This is a genomic window from Streptomyces sp. NPDC051180, assembly GCF_040689545.1.
In the GTDB taxonomy this organism is placed as follows: Bacteria; Actinomycetota; Actinomycetes; order Streptomycetales; family Streptomycetaceae; genus Streptomyces.
On sequence record NZ_JBFBBC010000001.1, the window covers coordinates 310,234 to 328,706 of the forward strand.

At 76.0% G+C, this 18,473-nt stretch carries 4 protein-coding genes; 2 read left to right on the forward strand and 2 right to left on the reverse strand.

Going from position 1 to position 18,473, the window contains the following annotated elements; all coding sequences use genetic code 11:
- Window positions 1-55: 55 nt before the first annotated feature.
- Together AB0424_RS01470 and AB0424_RS01475 are read left to right on the forward strand one after the other, a co-directional pair.
- The gene (locus AB0424_RS01470) at window positions 56-14,491 is read left to right on the forward strand and encodes an amino acid adenylation domain-containing protein (protein ID WP_366301290.1); all 14,436 of its coding nucleotides are present in this window, start codon (window positions 56-58) and stop codon (window positions 14,489-14,491) included.
- Complete coding sequence (locus AB0424_RS01475; protein ID WP_366301291.1) at window positions 14,488-14,697, forward strand: MbtH family protein; 210 nt, start codon at window positions 14,488-14,490, stop codon at window positions 14,695-14,697. The genes AB0424_RS01470 and AB0424_RS01475 overlap by 4 nt, the downstream gene beginning before the upstream one ends.
- A gap of 91 nt (window positions 14,698-14,788) precedes the next feature.
- Here AB0424_RS01475 and AB0424_RS01480 read toward each other — a convergent pair whose 3' ends face one another.
- Together AB0424_RS01480 and AB0424_RS01485 are read right to left on the reverse strand one after the other, a co-directional pair.
- The gene (locus AB0424_RS01480) at window positions 14,789-16,639 is read right to left on the reverse strand and encodes an ABC transporter ATP-binding protein (RefSeq protein ID WP_366301292.1); all 1,851 of its coding nucleotides are present in this window, start codon (window positions 16,637-16,639) and stop codon (window positions 14,789-14,791) included.
- A gap of 43 nt (window positions 16,640-16,682) precedes the next feature.
- Complete coding sequence (locus AB0424_RS01485) at window positions 16,683-18,386, reverse strand: ABC transporter ATP-binding protein (RefSeq protein ID WP_366301293.1); 1,704 nt, start codon at window positions 18,384-18,386, stop codon at window positions 16,683-16,685.
- Window positions 18,387-18,473: the final 87 nt, after the last annotated feature.

Sequence of the window (18,473 nt, forward strand, 5' to 3'; positions counted from 1 at the left end):
GGCCGCCCCGCGGGACCCCCACCGACGCACCACCAGGGAAAGGCCACTTCGTACGATGTTTGACGACGAGTCGGACCGGGTGTCGACCGCCGGAATCGCCCTCACCGGCGGGCAGGCCGGCATCTGGCTGGCCCAGCAGATGGATCCGGACAGCTCCGCCTACAACATCGTCTACACGCTCGACCTCGGACCCGGCACCGCCGACGGCACGGACGGCTCCGCGGTCGACCTCCACCGCCTCGCCGCCGCCGTCCGCCGGGCCGTCGAGGAGACCGAGTGCCTCCGGGTGTCCGTCGTCGCCGGCGACGACGGACCGCGCCAACTGCCCCGCAGTCGGCCCGTCGACGTCCGCGTCGTCGACCTGCGGGAGGCCGCCGACCCCGAGGAGGCCGCCGCCGCGTGGATCGCCGCGGACCGGGACCGGCCCGTCGACCTCGCGGAGGAGCCGCTCACCGCCCACGCGCTGCTCAGGCTCTCCGACGACCGGGTCCGCTGGGCCCAGCGCCACCACCACATCGCCGTCGACGGCATGGGCGTCACCCTCCTCACCCGCCGGGCCGGCGAGCTGTACACCCTGGAGGAGCGGGCCCCCGCCGCCCACGGCCGCTCCCTGGCCCGGCTCGTCGCCGCCGACGCGGAGTACCGCGCATCCGAGCGGTACGCCGAGGACCGGACCTGGTGGGCCGAGCGGATGGCCGGACGCACCGAGCCCGTCCGGCTCGTCGAGCGGGCCGCCGCCCCCATGACCCGCCGGCTGCGGCACACCGCCGAACTCCCCGGCCGGACCCTCGACCGGCTGCGCGCCACCGCCCGCGCCGCCGGCGTCCGGCCGTCCCGCGTCCTGGCCGCGGCCGTCGCCGCCTACCTGCACCGCGTCACCGGCGCCCCCGACCTCGTCCTCGGCCTGCCCGTCACCGCCCGCCACGACGAGGTGTCCGCGACCGTCCCCGGCATGGTGTCGAACATCGTCCCGCTGCGGCTGACCGTCCGTCCCGCCACGACCGTCGGCGACCTCCTCGCGCAGACGGCCACCGCGATCGCCGACGCCGTCGCCCACGGCCGGTACCGCGCCGAGGACCTCGCCAAGGACCTCGGCCTCGTCGACGGCGTGCCGGAGCTCGTCGGGCCCACCGTCAACATCCAGCCCCGCACCGACGGCCTGCGCTTCGCCGACCACGACGCCGTCCTGCGCCCCGAATGGCTCGGCCCGGTCAGCGACCTGGCGTTCGGCTTCGCCGAGACCCCCGACGGCCGGTGCGTCACCCTCCACCTCGACGCGGACGCGGACATCTGCGACGAGGCCGCGCTCGACGACCACGGCCGACGCTTCCTCGCCCTCCTCGACGCCTTCGCCGAGACACCCGACCGCCCCCTCGGCCACATCTACCTCACCACCGAGGGCGAACGCGCCCGCGTACTGCAGGAGTTCGGCGTCTCCCCGCGCGAGGTCGAGGACCTCTCCTGGCCCGCCGCCTTCGAGCGCCAGGCCCGCCGCACGCCCGACGCCGTCGCCCTCGTCTGCGAGGACGAGGAGCTGACCTACGCCGCACTCGACGCCGCCGCCAACCGGCTCGCCCGGCTCCTCGCGGCCCGCGGCACCGGAACCGGCGACGTCGTGGGAGTCGCCCTGCCCCGCACCCCCGAACTCGTCGTCGCGCTCCTCGCCGTGATGAAGACCGGCGCGGCCTACCTGCCACTGGACGCCGACCACCCCGCCGACCGGCTCGCCCACATGCTCACCGACTCCGGCGCCCGCACCGTCCTCACCGTGCGGGCCCTCGCCGGCGAGCTGCCGCCCGCGGACGGCGTCACCCACCTCGTGCTCGACGACCCCGCCACCGCCCGGGCCCGCGCGGCCCAGCAGGACACCGCACCGGCGGTGGACATCCCCCTCGACGGGGCCGCGTACGTCATCTACACCTCTGGCTCCACCGGCCGCCCCAAGGGCGTCGTCGTCCCGCACGACGGCGTCGGCAGTCTCGTCGCCACCGCGACCGACCGCATCGGCATCACCGCCGACAGCAGGGTCGTGCAGTTCGCCTCGGTCGGATTCGACGTGACCGTGTGGGACCTGATCATGTCGCTGTGCGTCGGCGGCCGGCTCGTCCTCGTCCCCGCCGAGCGCCGCGTCGCCGGCCCCGCGCTCACCGACTACATCGCGCGCCACCGTGCCACCCACATGATCCTGCCGCCGTCGCTCGTCTCGGCACTGCCCCCGGAGTGCGAGCTCCCCGAGGGCGCCGTGCTCGTCGTCGGCACCGAGGCGGTGCCCGCCGAGCTGATCGCCCGCTGGGACGGCCGCGTCCGGGTCGTCGTCGCGTACGGACTCACCGAGGCGAGCGTCAACTCCACCCTCTGGCCCGCCGACCCCGCCCGGCCCGGCCCGGCGCCCATCGGCCGCCCCGACCCCAACACCCGCGCCTACGTGCTCGACACGGCCCTGCGCCCCGCCCCCGTCGGCGCCGAGGGCGAGCTGTACGTGGCCGGGCGCGGCCTCGCGCGCGGCTATCTGGGCCGCCCCGGACTGACCTGCGAACGGTTCGTCGCCGATCCCTACGGACCGCCGGGCTCCCGGATGTACCGCACCGGCGACCGGGTCCGCTGGGGCGCCGACGGCAACCTGGAGTTCCTCGGCCGCGCCGACGGCCAGATCAAGATCCGCGGCCACCGCATCGAACCGGGCGAGGTCGAGAGCGCCCTCATGGCCTGCCCAGGCATCGCCCAGGCCGCCGTCCTCGCCCGCGAGGACCACCGCGGCGTCAAGCGCCTCGTCGCCTACCTCGTCGCCGAGGCGGGCGGCACGGACGCCGAGGCGGCGGTGGCCGCCGCGCGCGCCCACGTCGCCGCCACCCTGCCCGACCCCATGGTCCCCTCCGCCGTCGTCGTCCTCGACCGGCCGCTCCCGCTGACGCCCAACGGCAAGCTGGCGACCCGGGACCTGCCCGAGCCCCGGTGGACCGCCGCGGCCGGCACCGACGCCCCCGGCACCCCGGCCGAGACCGCGCTCGCCGCGCTCTTCGCCGCCGTCCTCGGCCTGCCCGCCGTCGGCGTCCACGACAGCTTCTTCGAGCTCGGCGGCGACAGCATCGTCGCCCTCCAGCTGGTCAACCGCGCCCGCGACGCCGGACTCGCGCTCACCCCGCGCGAGGTGTTCCGCCACCGGACCGTGGCGGCCCTCGCCCGCGTCGCCCGCACGGCCGAAGCCGCTCCCGCCCCCGCGCACCGCGCGCCGCTCGACACGGACGCCCTGCCGGTCTCCCCGCTCCAGGAGGGCTTCTACTTCCACGCGCGCTACGACAGCGGCGCCGAGGACCTCTACCTCGTCCAGGAACTGCTCGACCTCGCGGGCCCCGTCGACCCCGGCCGACTGCGCGGCGCACTCCAACTCCTGCTCGACCGGCACCCGTTGCTCCGCGCCTCCTTCCGGCAGCTGCCCGGCGGCGAAGTCGTCCAGCGCTTCGGGGACCACGCGAGGCTTCCGTGGCGCGAGGCCGACACGGCCGTCACCCCGCTCGACGAGCTGCTGCGCGCCGACCGCGCCGAACCGTTCGCCCTCGACCGGCCCCCGCTCATGCGCGCCACCCTCGTCAGGGACGGACAGCGCCACCGGCTGCTCCTGACCCTCCACCACATCGTGGCCGACGGCTGGTCCGTCGCCGTCCTCCTGCGCGAACTCGCCGCCGCCCACCGGGACGTCTCCGACCTGCCGGAGCCCTTCGCCCCCGAGCCGTACCTGTCCTGGCTCGCCGGCCGGGACCGGGACGCCGCGAGAGAGGCGTGGCGCCGGGCCCTGGACGGGCTCGACGGACCCACCCGACTCGCCGGAGCGCCCCCGGAGCACGGGGCCCTCGCCGAGCCGGAGCGCGTGGACACCCGGCTGCCGCGGGAGCTCACCGACGCGCTCACCGCCTACGCACGCCGCCACGGCCTCACCCTCGGCACCGTGCTCCACGGCCTGTGGGGAGTCCTCCTCGGCGCGCTCACCGGCAGCGCCGACGTCGTCTTCGGCACCACCGTCTCCGGGCGGACCACCGAGGTCGCCGGAGTGGACTCCGCCGTGGGCCTGTTCGTCAACACCGTGCCGGCCCGGGTCACCCTGCGGGCCGAGGAGTCCCTCACCGGCCTGCTGCGGCGCGTCCAGGACGAACACGCCGCCCTCCTCGACCACCAGCACCTCGGCCTCGCCGACATCCAGCGGGTCGCGGGCGGCGGCGAGCTCTTCGACACCCTCGTCGTGCTGGAGAACTACCCGGCGGCCACCGCCGCCGGTCCGGAAGCCCCCCCGACGGGCACCGGCGCGGGCTCTCCGGCGGTCGCGCCCCCGCAGGTGGAGCCCGGAGAGCTGCGGATCACCGGCGTCGAGGTGTTCGACGCCGTCCACTACCCCCTCGCGCTCGTCGTCGAGCCCGGCGCCGACGGTCTGCTGCTGCGCTTCAAGCACGACGCCGCCCGGCTCGACCGGGTCGCCGTCGCCGTCCTCGCCGGCCGGTTCGAGTCCCTGCTGCGGACCCTGCTCGCCGAACCCGACCGCGCCGTGGGCCGCACCGACCTGCTCTCCGCCCGCGAGCGCGACCATCTCGCCGAGCTCAACGCCACCGCGCGCCCGCTGCCCGACGCGACGATCGCCTCGCTCTTCGCCGCACGGGTCGCCGACACCCCGCACGCCCCGGCCGTCGTCTTCGACGACACCACCCTGACCTACGCGGAGCTGGACCGCCGGGCCGAACGGCTGGCCCGGCGCCTGCGGGCGCACGGCGCCGGACCCGAGGAGTACGTCGCCGTCGCGGTGCCGCGCTCCGCCGAACTGATGGTGTCCCTCCTCGGCGTCCTCAAGGCGGGCGCCGCCTACCTGCCCGTCGACCTCGACTACCCGGCCGACCGGGTCGCGTTCATGCTCGCCGACTCGGGCGCGAGCACGGTCGTGACGACCGACGCGGCCGCCGGACGACTGCCCGACCTCCCCGGCCTCACCCGCCTCGTCGTCGGACGACCCGGGGAACCGGAGGAGCCGGACGCGACGGCCGCCCCGTACGACACCCCGGAGGCGGCCGCCCCCACGGCGGGACCCGACCACCCCGCCTACCTCATCTACACCTCCGGATCCACCGGCCGCCCCAAGGGCGTCGCCGTCACCCACCGGGCCGTGGTGAACCGACTGGCCTGGATGCAGGGCCAGTACGGGCTGACCGCCGACGACCGGGTCCTGCAGAAGACACCGTCCAGCTTCGACGTGTCCGTGTGGGAGTTCTTCTGGGCCCTCGTCGAAGGCGCCACGGTCGTCCTCGCCCGCCCCGACGCCCACCGCGACCCGGGCCTGCTGGCCCGGCTGATCGAGGAACACGGCGTCACCACCGCGCACTTCGTGCCCTCCATGCTCGCCGCGTTCGTGCAGGCGCGGGAGGCGGTGCCGGGCGACCCCCGGTGGGCGACGAGCCTGCGCCGGGTGTTCTGCAGCGGCGAGGCGCTCGGCGGCACCGACGCACGGCGCTGGTCGGAGCTCACCGCACGCGCCGGCCGGGCTCCCGTCCCGCTGCACAACCTGTACGGCCCCACCGAAGCGGCCGTGGACGTCACGTACTTCCCGTACGAGGGAGCCGACGAGCCGGCGGTCCCCATCGGCCGGCCCGTCTGGAACACCCGGCTGCACGTCCTGGACCCGTTCCTGCGCCCGGTGCCGGACGGCGTGCCCGGCGAGCTGTACCTCGCGGGCGTCCAGCTCGCACGGGGCTACCACGGGCGGCCGGCGCTGACCGCCGAGCGGTTCGTGGCCGACCCGTACGGCGGCCCGGGGGAGCGGATGTACCGCACCGGGGACCTGGTGCGCCGCCGCGCCGACGGCGCGGTCGAGTACCTCGGCCGCACCGACCGCCAGGTCAAGATCCGGGGCAACCGCATCGAGCCGGGCGAGATCGAGGCCGCCCTCGCGGCCCTGCCCGGCGTCGCCCGCGCGGCCGTGACCGTCCGCGACGGAGCCCTCGTCGGCTACGCCGTCCCGGCGCCGGGGACCGCCCCGGACGGCGAGGCGCTGCACGCGGCGCTCGCCGGCGCGCTGCCCGCGCCCCTGGTGCCGGCCGCCGTCGTCGTCCTCGACGCACTGCCCCTGACACCGAGCGGAAAACTGGACCAGAACGCGCTGCCCTCACCCGCACGTGCGCCGCGAGAGGGCGGCCGGGCCCCGTCCGACGCCCGCGAGCACGCCCTGTGCGCGATCCTCGCCGACGTCCTCGGGGTGGACGGGATCGGCGTCGACGACGACTTCTTCGTCCTCGGCGGCGACAGTCTCACCTCGATCGTCGTCGCGACCCGGGCCCGCGAGCACGGGATGACGCTGAGCCCGCGCGACGTGTTCGTCCACCGCACGCCCGCCGCCCTCGCCGAGGCCGCCGCACGCGCGGCCCTGGCCGGGACGCCCCCCGCCCACCGACCGAACCCCCAGACACCCGAGGTACCCGTGAACCAGGACGGCGTGACCGTCTCCGCCTCCGACGCGGGCCAGGCCGCCGCCGCCCTCCAGGCCGTCCTCGCCCTCCAGCAGCAGTCCGGCGCGGCCGTCGACCCCGCACTCCGGGCCCTCCTCGACCAGCTGACCGCCGCCGCGCCCGCCGAACCCCCGGCACCCGCCGCGCTCGGCGGACTCGTCCTCACCGCGGAGGAGCGGGAACGCGTCACGGCCGCCGCCGGGCTCCCGGTGACGGACGTCTGGCCGCTCTCCCCGCTCCAGGAGGGCATGTACTTCCACGCCGGCTACGACGCGGGCGACGCGCTCGACGTCTACCAGTCGCAGGAGACCCTGGACTTCGACCGCCGCGTCGACGCCGACCGCCTGCGGGCCGCGTGCCGGACCCTCCTCGACCGCAACACCGGCCTGCGCGCCGGGTTCACCGGCGACGGACTGCCCCGCCCGGTGCAGTTCATCGCCGACGGCGCCGAGATCCCGCTCGTCGAGGCCGACCTCTCGGGGCTCCCGGCCGACGAGCGGCGCGCCCGCGTCGAGGAGCTGCTCGCCGCCGACCGCAGGCGGCGCTTCGACCTCTCCTCGGTCCCGCTGTGCCGTCTCCTCCTCATCCGCCTCGGCGACGGCCGCGACCGGCTCGTCCTCACCCACCACCTCATCCTGTGGGACGGCTGGTCCGCCTGGCTCTTCCTGGAGGAGCTGTTCACGCTGTACGAGCGGGCCGGCGACGGCACCGGCCTCGCGCTGCCCGGCTCGTACCGCGACTACCTCGCCTGGCTGGACGCCCAGGACACCACGGCCGCCCTGGAGACCTGGCGCGAGGCGCTCGCCGGGTTCGACGAACCCACGCTGGTCGCGCCGGCCGGCCGCGACGCGGGTCCCGTCATCCCGGTGGACCAGGACTCTCTCCTCAGCCGGGAGAGCAGCGACCGGCTGCGCGGTCTCGCCCGCCGCCACGGACTCACCCTGAACACCGTCCTCAACGCCGCCTGGGGCCTCGTCCTCTCGGCCATGACGGGCCGCCCCGACGTCGTCTTCGGCACGGCGGTCGCCGGACGCCCGGCGGACGTGCCGAAGGTCGCCGGCATCATCGGCATGTTCCTCAACACCGTCCCCGCCCGCGTCTCCCTCACCGCCGACGAACCGCTGCTCGACCTGCTCCACCGGACGCAGGCCGCGCGCGCCTCCGTCATGCCGTACGAGTACGTGGGCCTCGGTACCCTCCAGCAGGAGACCGGCCACCGCCGGCTCTTCGACACGCTGTTCGTGCTCCGGTCCGCCGACGGGGAGGACCGGGCGGCGGCGCTCCGGGAGCGGCACGGCATCACGGGCGTGTCCAACGTGGACGGCACCCACTTCCCGCTCACCCTCATCGTCACCCCCGGCGTCCGGCTGAAGGTGACGCTCGCCGCCCGGCCCGACCTGTTCGCCGAGGCGGACGCCGCCACGGTCCTCGCCCGGTTCACCACCGTCCTCGACCGCCTCGGCGAGGCCCTCGACGGCCCGGACGCCGCGTCCGTCCGGGCCGCGGCCGTCGACCTGCTGCTGCCCGAGGAGCAGGCCGCGCTCGCGGCCGCCCGGGAGGCCGGCCGCGAGGAGGTCCCCGACGAGACCGTCGCCGACATGCTCACGGCGCAGGTCGCCCGCACCCCCGACGCCGTGGCACTGGTCTTCGGCGACCGCGCCCTCACGTACGCCGCGTTCGACGCCCAGGTCAACCGGCTCGCCCGGCTGCTGCTCGCCCGCGGCGCCGGCCCCGAGACGGTGGTGGCGCTCGCGCTGCCCCGGTCCATCGAGATGGTGGCCGCGCTCTTCGCCGTGCTGCGGACCGGCGCCGCCTACCTGCCGCTCGACCTCGACCACCCCGCCGACCGGCTCCGGCTGATGGCCGAGGACACCGGACCGCTCTGCCTGGTGTCCACGACCGCCGTCGCCCCGACCCTGCGCGGCGCGGACGGGCCCGTCGCCCCCGAACTGCTCCTCGACGACCCGGCCACGGCCGCCGAGCTCGCCGCGCAGCCCGGCGACGGGATCGCCGACACCGAGCGGCCCGCCTTCGCCCGCGGGGTCCCCGGACGCCTGGAACACCCCGCCTACGTCATCTACACCTCCGGCTCGACCGGCCGCCCCAAGGGCGTCGTCACCCCCTACCGGGGACTGACGAACATGCAGCTCAACCACCAGAAGGAGGTCTTCGACCCGGCCATCGCCTCGGCCGGCGGCCGCCGGCTGCGCATCGCCCACACCGTCTCCTTCGCCTTCGACATGTCGTGGGAGGAGCTGCTCTGGCTCGTCGAGGGCCACGAGGTCCACGTCTGCGACGAGGAGCTGCGCCGCGACGCCGAGGCGCTGGTCGCCTACTGCGACGAGCACCGCGTCGACGTCGTCAACGTCACGCCGACCTATGCCCAGCTGCTCATCGAGGAGGGCCTGCTCGACCGGGACGCGACCGCCGGGAAGCACCGGCCGGCCCTCGTCCTGCTCGGCGGCGAGGCCGTGTCCGACACCGTCTGGTCGCGGCTCGGCCGGACCGAGGACACCTACGGCTACAACCTGTACGGCCCCACCGAGTACACGATCAACACCCTCGGCGGCTCCACCGCCGACAGCGCCACCCCGACCGTCGGCAGGCCCATCCGCAACACCCGCGCCCACATTCTCGACACCCTGCTGCGCCCGGTCCCGCCGGGCTGCCCGGGCGAGCTGTACATCGCCGGCACCGGCCTGGCCCGCGGCTACCACGAGCGGGCCGGCCTGACCGCCGAGCGGTTCGTCGCCGACCCGTTCGGCGAGCCCGGCGAGCGCATGTACCGCACCGGGGACCTCGTGCGTCAGCGGCCCGACGGCCTGCTCGACTTCCTCGGCCGCACCGACGACCAGGTCAAGATCCGCGGCTACCGCGTCGAGCTCGGCGAGATCGCCACCGCCCTCTCCGACCACCCCGAGGTCGCCCACGCCGCCGTCGTCGTGCACGAGCACGCCGGGACCAAGCGCCTGGTCGGCTACGTCGTACGGGAGGACGGCGCACGGTCCGCGCCGGGCGGGGACGCGCCGGGCGACGCCGGGCAGGACGAGGAGACGGCCCGCAGGCTGCGCGACCACCTCAGGTCCCGGCTCCCCGACTACATGGTCCCGGCCGCCCTCGTCACCGTCTCCACCCTGCCGCTGACCGTCAACGGCAAGCTCGACACCAAGGCCCTGCCCGCCCCCGACCTCGCCGGCACCGGCGCGAGCCGCGCCCCCCGCACCCCGCGGGAGGAGACGCTGTGCGCGCTCTTCGCCGAGGTGCTCGGCCTCCCCGAGGGCAGCGTCGGCATCGACGGCGACTTCTTCGACCTCGGCGGCCACTCGCTGCTCGCCACCCGTCTCGTCAGCCGCGCCCGCACCGCGCTCGACGCCGAACTGGCCATCCGGGACCTCTTCGAGGCGCCCACCGTCGCCGAGCTGGTGGAGCGCGCCGACGCCCCGCGCGGCGCCGCCCGCCCCGCCCTGACCGCCCGCACGGCCGCCGACCCGGCCGACGGACTGCCGCTCTCGCACGCCCAGCAGCGGCTCTGGGTCGTCCAGCAGATCGAATGCACCTCGGCCGCGTACAACTTCCCGCTCGTCCTGCGGCTCGGCGGCGCCTTCGACCGCGCCGCCTGGGCCCGCGCGCTCGGCGACGTCGCCGACCGGCACGAGGCCCTGCGCACCCTCGTCGTCGAGCACGACGGCCAGGCCCGCCAGCGCATCCTGCCCGGCGGCTCCGCCCCGGTGCCCGTCGAGCACCTGCGCGCCGACGAGGACGCGCTCCCCGGCATCGTCGACACCGCCGTCCGTCGGCCCTTCGACCTCGCCACCGAACCGCCCGTCCGCGCCACCGTCGTGGAGCTCGCCCCCGACGACCACGTCGTCGTGCTCCTCCTCCACCACATCACCACCGACGAGTGGTCCGACCGCCCGTTCCTGCGGGACCTGACCACCGCCTACACGGCCCGCCTCGCCGGCACCGCCCCCGCCTGGGAGCCGCTGCCCGTCCAGTACGCCGACTACGCGCTCTGGCAGCAGCGCCTCCTGGGCGACCCGGCCGACGGCACCGGCCTCGCGGCCCGCCAGCTCGCCTACTGGCGGACGGCCCTGGCCGGCGCCCCCGAGGAGCTGGACCTGCCCACCGACCGGCCGCGCCCGGCCCGGCCCACGTTCGCCGGGGCCGAGGTCGACATCGCCTTCGACCCCGAGGTCCACGAGGGACTCAGGCGGCTCGCCCGCGACGCCGGCGCCAGCATGTTCATGGTGGTGCACGCGGCCGTGGCCGCCCTCCTCCACCGCCTCGGCGCGGGCACCGACATCCCGCTCGGCGCGCCCATCGCGGGCCGCGGCGACGAAGCCCTCGACGAACTGGTCGGCTTCTTCGTCAACACCCTGGTCCTGCGCACCGACCTCGGCGGCGACCCCACCTTCACCGAACTGCTCGCCCGCGTCCGCGCCACCGACCTGGCCGCGTTCTCCCACGCCGACGTGCCGTTCGAGGCCGTCGTGGAGACCATCAACCCGACCCGCTCCCTCTCCCGCAACCCGCTCTTCCAGGTGATGGTCGGCCACCACGTCCGCACCGACGACGAGCTGCGGCTGCCGGGACTCCGGGCACGGTACGTGCCGTACCGAATCGGCACCGCCAAGTTCGACCTCGTGTTCAGCTTCACCGAGCACACGTCCGCCGACGGCCGGAGCGACTCCCTCGGCTGCCGCCTGGAGTTCGCCGGCGAACTCTTCGACCCGGCGACCGCCCGGCTCATCGGCGACCGCCTCCGCCGACTCGTCACGGCGCTCGTCGCAGCCCCCGACCGGCCGCTGTCCCGGGCCCGCGTCCTCACCGACGAGGAGGAGCGGCAGGTCCTGGAGGGCTTCAACGGGCCGCCCCGCGCCGTCGACGAGGAGACCTTCCCCGCGCTCTTCGCCCGCCGGGTCGCCGAGACCCCCGACGCGATCGCCGTCGTCGAACGCTCCCGTCAGGTCACGTACGCCGCCCTCGACGCCCGAGCCGACCGCATCGCGCATCTCCTCGCCGCCCGCGGAGCCGGCACCGAGAGCGTCGTCGGCGTGGCCGTGCCGCGCTCGGTGGACATGGTCGCCACCGTGCTCGCCGCCCTGAAGCTCGGCGCCGCCTTCCTCCCGCTCGACCTGGTCCACCCCGGCGACCGCCTCACCTACATGATCGAGAACTCGGGCACGGCCGTCGTCGTCGGCACCGAGCCGGTCGCCGGCAAGATCCCGGACGTCCCCGGCGTGCCCGTGGTCCTCCTCGACGCCCCGGAGACCGTCGCCGCGCTCGACGCCTGCCCCGAGACCCCGCCGCCCGCCGCGCCGGCCGTCCTCGACCAGGCCGCGTACGTGATCTACACCTCGGGTTCGACCGGCCGCCCCAAGGGCGTCGTCGTCCCGCACGAGGGCATCGCCAGCCTGGTCGCCACCGCCGTCGACCGCATGGGCCTGCGCCGCGACAGCCACGTCCTCCAGTTCGCCTCGATCGGCTTCGACGTCTTCGCCTTCGAACTGGCCATGGCGCTCTGCCACGGCGGCCGCCTCGTCCTCGTCAGCGACGAGGCCAGGGTCGCCGGACCCGCCCTCACCGACTTCCTCGCCGACCAGCGGATCACCCACATGATCCTGCCGCCGTCGCTGATGTCCGCGCTGCCCCCCGGCTGCGCGCTCCCGGACGGCTCGACCGTCCTCGTCGGCACCGAGACCGTGCCGCCGGACCTCTTCGAGCGGTTCGGCGCCACGGCCCACCTGATCTGCGCCTACGGACTCACCGAGGCGACCGTCAACTCCACCCTGTGGCCCGCCCGCGAGCACGGCGGCCGGGTCCCCGGCCGGGTCCCCATCGGCCGCCCCGACCCCAACACCCGCTGCTACGTCCTCGACGAGCACCTGCGGCCCGTGCCGCCCGGCGTGACCGGCGAGCTGTACGTGGCCGGGCGCGGCCTCGCCCGCGGCTACCTCCGGCAGCCCGGGCTCACCTCGGAACGGTTCGTCGCCGACCCGTTCGGCGCCCCCGGCGGCCGGATGTACCGCACCGGCGACCGCGCCCGCTGGCGCGCCGACGGCAACCTCGACTTCCTCGGCCGGGTCGACACCCAGGTGAAGATCCGCGGCTTCCGCATCGAACTCGGCGAGATCGAGGCGGCGCTCGCCGCCCACCCGTCCGTCGCCCAGGCCGCCGTCCTGCCCGACCGCGACGGCGACATCGTCCGCCTCGTCGGCTACGCCGTCCCCGAGACCGGGCACGGCGCACCGGGCGGGCTCGACCCGAGGGAGCTGCGGGCCCACGTCGCCGGGCGCCTGCCCGAGTACATGGTCCCGGCCCTCGTCGTCCCGCTCGCCGGGCCACTGCCCCTGACACCCAACGGCAAGCTGGACCGCAGGGCGCTGCCCGCCCCCGACTGGTCGGGGATGACCGGCGACGCGCGGCCCGCGACGGCCACCCAGGCACGGATCGCCGCCCTGTTCCGCGAGATCCTCCGGCTCGACGACGTCGGCGTCCACGACAGCTTCTTCGAGCTCGGCGGCCACTCCATGGCCGCGATGCGGCTGCTCGGCCGGATCCGCACCGAGTGCGGCGCCGAACTGAGCATCCGGGACGTCTTCGACGCGCTCACCGTCGCCGGCATCGCCGCCAAGCTCGACGGCGCCGCCGCCGCACGGCCCGCACTGCGGCCCGGGGACACCACGGCCGACGACGGCGGCGTACGCCCCGCGGCGCCCGTCCAGCAGTGGCAGTGGCAGACCCACCGGCGCCGACCCGGCTTCGACCACACCCTGGTGCTGCGGTCGCCCGGCGGACTCGACGCCGAGGCCCTCGCCACCGCCCTCGCCGACGTCACCGCCCGCCACGAACCGCTGCGCACGGCCTTCGCCGAACACGACGGACGGGCGGTCCACCGCGGCGTCCCCGCTCCCGTGCTCACGACCGAGCACTGCGCCGACCCGGACGCCCGCGCCGTCGAACTCGGCGCGCTGACACCGGACCTGGAGCGAGAGGCCCCGCTCCGCGCCCGGCTGCTCACCGACCCCGACGGCGCCCAGGCGGTCGTCCTCACCCTGCACTACCTCGCCGTCGACGAATGGTCGGTCGTCCCGCTCCTGCGCGACCTCACCACGGCCTACGGCGCCCGCACGGCCGGTCGGACCCCCGACTGGCCCCCGCTGCCGGTGAGCTACGCCGACTACACGCGCTGGGCCCACGAGGTCCTCGGCGACCTCGCCGACCCCGACAGCCGGGGCGGTCGCCAACTCGCCTACTGGCGGACGACGCTGCGGGACGCCCCGGGCGAACTCGCCCTGCCCGCCGACGCGCCCGCACCGCCGGGGGACGGCACCGCGGCCGACCGGGAGGCGGGACACGTCGGGTTCGTCCTCGACGAGGCCCTGCACGCGGACGTCGACCGGCTCGCCGCCGCCACCGGCACCAGCATGTTCATGGTCCTCCACTCGGCCCTGGCCGCGCTCCTCACCGCCCACGGCGCCGGCACCGACCTCCCCGTCGGCACGATGGTCGCCGGACGCACCGACGACCGTCTCGGCGACCTCGTCGGCTGCTTCTTCAACACCGTCCTCCTCCGCACCGACACCGCCGGCGACCCCACCTTCACGGAACTCCTGCGCCGTGTGCGGGAGACCACCCTCAGCGCCCTCGACCGTCAGGACGTCCCCTTCGACGAGGTCGTTCGCACGGCCGGACTGCGGCCCGGCGGACCCCAGGTGATGGTGATCCACCACGAACAGGCCGACCTCGACGTGCTGGAGGGCGGTCTCGGGATCCTCCAGGCCCTCCCGACCGGCCCTGCACGCGCCGACCTCACGCTGAGCTTCCACGAGCCCCGCGGCGGAGGAGCCGTGCACTGCGCCCTGATCCACGCGACCGGACGGCTCGGCGCGGCCGAGGCCCGCCGGCTCGCCGACGAACTCCAGGCCCTGCTGCGCACGGTGGCGGCCGATCCCGGACAGCCCCTCTCCCGGCTGTTCCCCGTCACATCCACAAGGAGCGAGAACGCATGACGACCAACCCCTTCGAGGACCCGCAGGCCCGCTTCCTGGTCCTCGTCAACGAGGAGAACCAGCACTCGCTGTGGCCCTCCTTCGCCGCCGTCCCCGCCGGCTGGCGCACGGTCTTCGGCGACGACACCCGTGACGCCTGCCTCGCCTACGTCGAGGCCCACTGGACCGACCTCCGCCCCGCCGGCCTCGTCGCCCGGCAGGGCTGACCCGCCCGCACACCGCGAAGCCGCCCGCCGGGAACGTCCCGGCGGGCGGCTTCGCGGTGTGCGGCGGCCGTCGGATCGGACGGCCGCCGGATCAGAGGGTCGGCGGCGTGAGGGCCGCGGGGTCGCCGGAGGGGTGGGGGATGGCCTCGGCGGGGGTGCGGCGGCTGTCGGACCAGGCGGCCCACAGGTCGGCGTAGCGGCCGCCGGCGGCGACGAGTTCGGCGTGGGTGCCGGTCTCGACGACGCGGCCGCGGTCGAGGACGACGACCCGGTCGGCGGCTGCGGCCTGGGGGAGCCGATGGGCGACGACCAGGCCCGTACGGCCTTCGAGGGTGCGGGCGGCGGCCTCTTCGAGCACGCGGGCGCCGGCGCTGCCCGCGTCGGCGGTGGCCTCGTCGAGCAGGGCGACGGGAGGGTCGGCGAGGACGAGCCGGGCGAGGGCGAGGTGCTGGGCCTGGGTCACGGTGAGGCGGTGCCCGCCCTCTCCGACGACGGTGGCGAGGCCGTCGGGGAGGGCCTCGGCCCATTCGAGGGCGCCGACGTGGTCCAGGGCCGCGCGCAGGGCGGCGTCGTCCGCGTCGGGGCGGGCGAGGCGCAGGTCCTCGGCGAGGGGCCCGGCGAAGACGTGGACCTCCTGGCTGATGAGGCTGACCGCGCGGCGGACGCCGGCGGGTCCCAGCTTCGCGGCGTCGACGCCCCCGAGGGTGATCGAGCCGGCCGTGGGCTCGTGCACCCCCGCGATGACCTTGGCGAGGGTGGTCTTGCCGGCGCCGCTGGCGCCGACCAGGGCGACCCGTTCCCCGTCGCGCACCTGGAGGTCGATCGCGTGGAGGACCGGGGCCCCGGTGCCGTAAGCGTGATCGACCCCGCTGACCCGGACCGAGCCGTCGGCCGGGGCGTCGGTGCCCTGCGGCTCGCGTTCGGCGGGCAGCGCGGAGACGCCGACGAGGCGGGCGAAGCTCGCGCCCGCCGACTGGGCGTCGTCCAGGAGGAACAGGGTGGCGTTGACCGGGTTGAAGAGGCTGTGGAAGTACAGCGCGGCGGCGGTGGCCGTGCCGATGCTGACCGCGCCGCGGTCCACCAGGACGAATCCCGTGGCGAGCATCGCGGCGAGACCGACGAACTCGCCGAGGTTCAGACGGGAGAAGAACCCGGTCACGATGTGGATGCCGCGCAGGCCGAGGTCGCGGGCGGCCTCCGACCGCCGCTCCAGGAGGCCGGTGTGGGGGGCGCCGAGACGGAAGGCGCGGACGGTCCGCACCCCGCCCACGCTGTCGAGCAGCTGGTGCTGCAGCGCGCCGGTGGCGACGCGGTGTTCGCCGTACACGGGAGCGGCGCGCCGCAGGTACCAGCGGACCGACAGGACCTGGACGGGCGTGGCGAGCAGCGCGGCGACGAGGAACCGCCAGTCGAGGACGGCGAGTCCGCCGAAGGTGAGGACGATGGTGAGCGCGGAGCGGCTGAACTCGGGCAGCGCCTGCCGCACCGACTTCGCGATCACGGTCACGTCGCTGGTCACCCGGGAGACGAGGTCGCCGGAGCCGGCCGCCTCGACGCGTTCCAGCGGGAGCCGCAGCGCCCGTTCGATGAACTGCTCGCGCAGCGCGGCGAGGACCGTCTCGCCGAGCCGGGCGACCAGGGTGCCGCCCAGCGCGGCGGCCGCGCCCCGTACCAGCGCGACGGCGATGAGCAGCACGAGCGGCAGGGTCAGGGCCGCGGCGCCGCGCCGCTCCACGACCAGGTCGACGATGTGGCCGAGCAGCGGTGCGGTCAGCAGGCCGATGCCCGTGCCGGCGACCAGCACGGCGAAGGCGCCGCCGGCGAGGAGCCGGTGGCCGTGCAGCATCGTGCGGAGCGCCGCGAGCGACTCGGCGCCGGTGGCGGTGGGCAGGAGCGCGCGGTCCTGGGGGCTGCCGCTCATGGTGTGTTCCGTCTCCTTCATGCGTCGTCCTTCTCGCGTCGTCCCCCGTGCGGGGCGGCGGGGGTCATGCCAGCACCGTCGCCCGGTAGGCCGCGTCGGCGGCGAGGAGTTCGTCGTGGTGGCCGTCGGCCCGCACGGCGCCGTCGTCGAGGACGACCACGCGGTCGGTCACGGCGAGGAGCGCGGGGCTGGTGGTGACGAGGACGGTGGTGCGGTCGCGCCGCAGCTCGCGCAGCCGGCCCGCGATCCGGGACTCGGTGACGGTGTCGACGGCGGTGGTCGGGTCGTGCAGGACGAGGACGGGCCGGTCGGCGGCGAGTGCGCGGGCCAGGGCCACGCGCTGGCGCTGGCCGCCGGAGAGGGACCGGCCGCGCTCGGCGAGGAGGGTGTCCGCGCCGTCGGGGAGCAGCTGGGCGACGTCGTCGGCCGCCGAGGCCGTCAGGGCGCGGTCGACGACCGTGGGGTCGGCGTCGGCCCCGGCCCCGGCCCGGACGTTCTCCAGGAGCGTGGTCTCGAAGAGGTCGGCGTCGTGGTGGGCGACCAGGACCGTCCGGCGCAGCGCGTCGGGGTCGAGCGCGGCGAGGGCCACCCCGTCGAGCGCGACCGTGCCCTCGGCCGGGTCGCGTTCGCGGGCCAGGCAGAGCAGCAGGTCGGCGGCGACGGCGGGGTCGGCGGCGACGACTCCGGTGAGGCTGCCGGCGGGCAGGTCGAGGTCCACGCCCCGCAGGGTGCCGAGGGACACACCGCGCAGGGTGAGGCGGCCGGCGGCCGGGACGGCCGGTTCCGCGTCGCCGCCCTCGACGGTGGCGGGGGAGGCGAGGACCTCGGCGATCCGCCGGGCCGAGGCCCGTCCCTGGGCGAGTTCGGCGTTGACGTAGGTGAGGAGCTGGAAGGGGCCGAGGAGGAACTGGGCCAGGCCGACGGCGGCCACGAGGTCGCCGACGCTGATGCTCCCGTCCATGGCGAGGTAGGCGCCGACCATGCCGATCACGGCGATGAACACCCCGGTCAGCGCGAGGATCGCGCCCTCGTGCCCGGCCCTGCTGCGGGCGGCGCGCAGGGCGGCGGCGAGCGAGTCGCGGCTCGTGGTGCGGTAGCGGGCGACGGCCGCGGACTCGGCGCCCATGCCCTTGAGGACGCGGAGTCCGGCGACGAGGTCGGCGGCGACGCCCGACGCGTGGGCGGCGCGCTCCTGTTCGGTCTCGCTGCGCCGTTCGAGGGGCCGGCTGATGCGGTGGCCGAGCCAGAGGAGCGGGGGGATGCCGAGGAGGACGAGGAGGCCGAGCGGTACGGAGATCCTCAGCAGCGCGACGGCGCTGATCACGAGGGCGGCGACGGCCGACACCCCGTACGCGAGGACGGTGGCCACCGAGCCCACCCGCCGGGCGTCGTTGGTGGCGATGCTGGTCAGGGCGCCGGGCAGCCGGTCGGCGTCGGCGCCGCCCCGGGGGTCGAGGACCCGGGCGGCCAGCTGCATCCTGAGGCGGTGCGCGGCGAGTTCGCCGGTGCCCTCGGTGATCCGGGCGCTCGTGCGGTAGCAGGTGGAGAGGACCAGGAAGAGGCCCGCGAGGACGAGCAGCCAGCGCAGGAGCGCGCCGGAGGACCCGGTCGCCACCGCCGAGTCGATGACGACGCCGATGACCACGGGGACCAGTGCCTCGCAGCCCTGGTGGGTCATGCCGAGCAGGGAGGCGGCGATGACGCGTCCGCGTTGCTCTCTGATCGCCCGTCGGAGGACGAGTCCCCCTGTCGGTGCGCCCGTTGGCATCTGCATCCTCCACGGAGACGTAGCAATTGGTTAGGTAAGCCTACTCTCACCTGAAGCCCTGGAGGGGGAGTCGAGCGGGGGTTCGAC

Excerpts from the sequence above, each read along its gene's own strand:
- AB0424_RS01470 (WP_366301290.1), top strand. The coding sequence starts at position 56 with ATGTTTGACGACGAGTCGGACCGGGTGTCGACCGCCGGAATCGCCCTC.
- AB0424_RS01475 (WP_366301291.1), top strand. The coding sequence starts at position 14,488 with ATGACGACCAACCCCTTCGAGGACCCGCAGGCCCGCTTCCTGGTCCTC.
- AB0424_RS01480 (WP_366301292.1), bottom strand. The coding sequence starts at position 16,639 with ATGAAGGAGACGGAACACACCATGAGCGGCAGCCCCCAGGACCGCGCG.
- AB0424_RS01485 (WP_366301293.1), bottom strand. The coding sequence starts at position 18,386 with ATGCCAACGGGCGCACCGACAGGGGGACTCGTCCTCCGACGGGCGATC.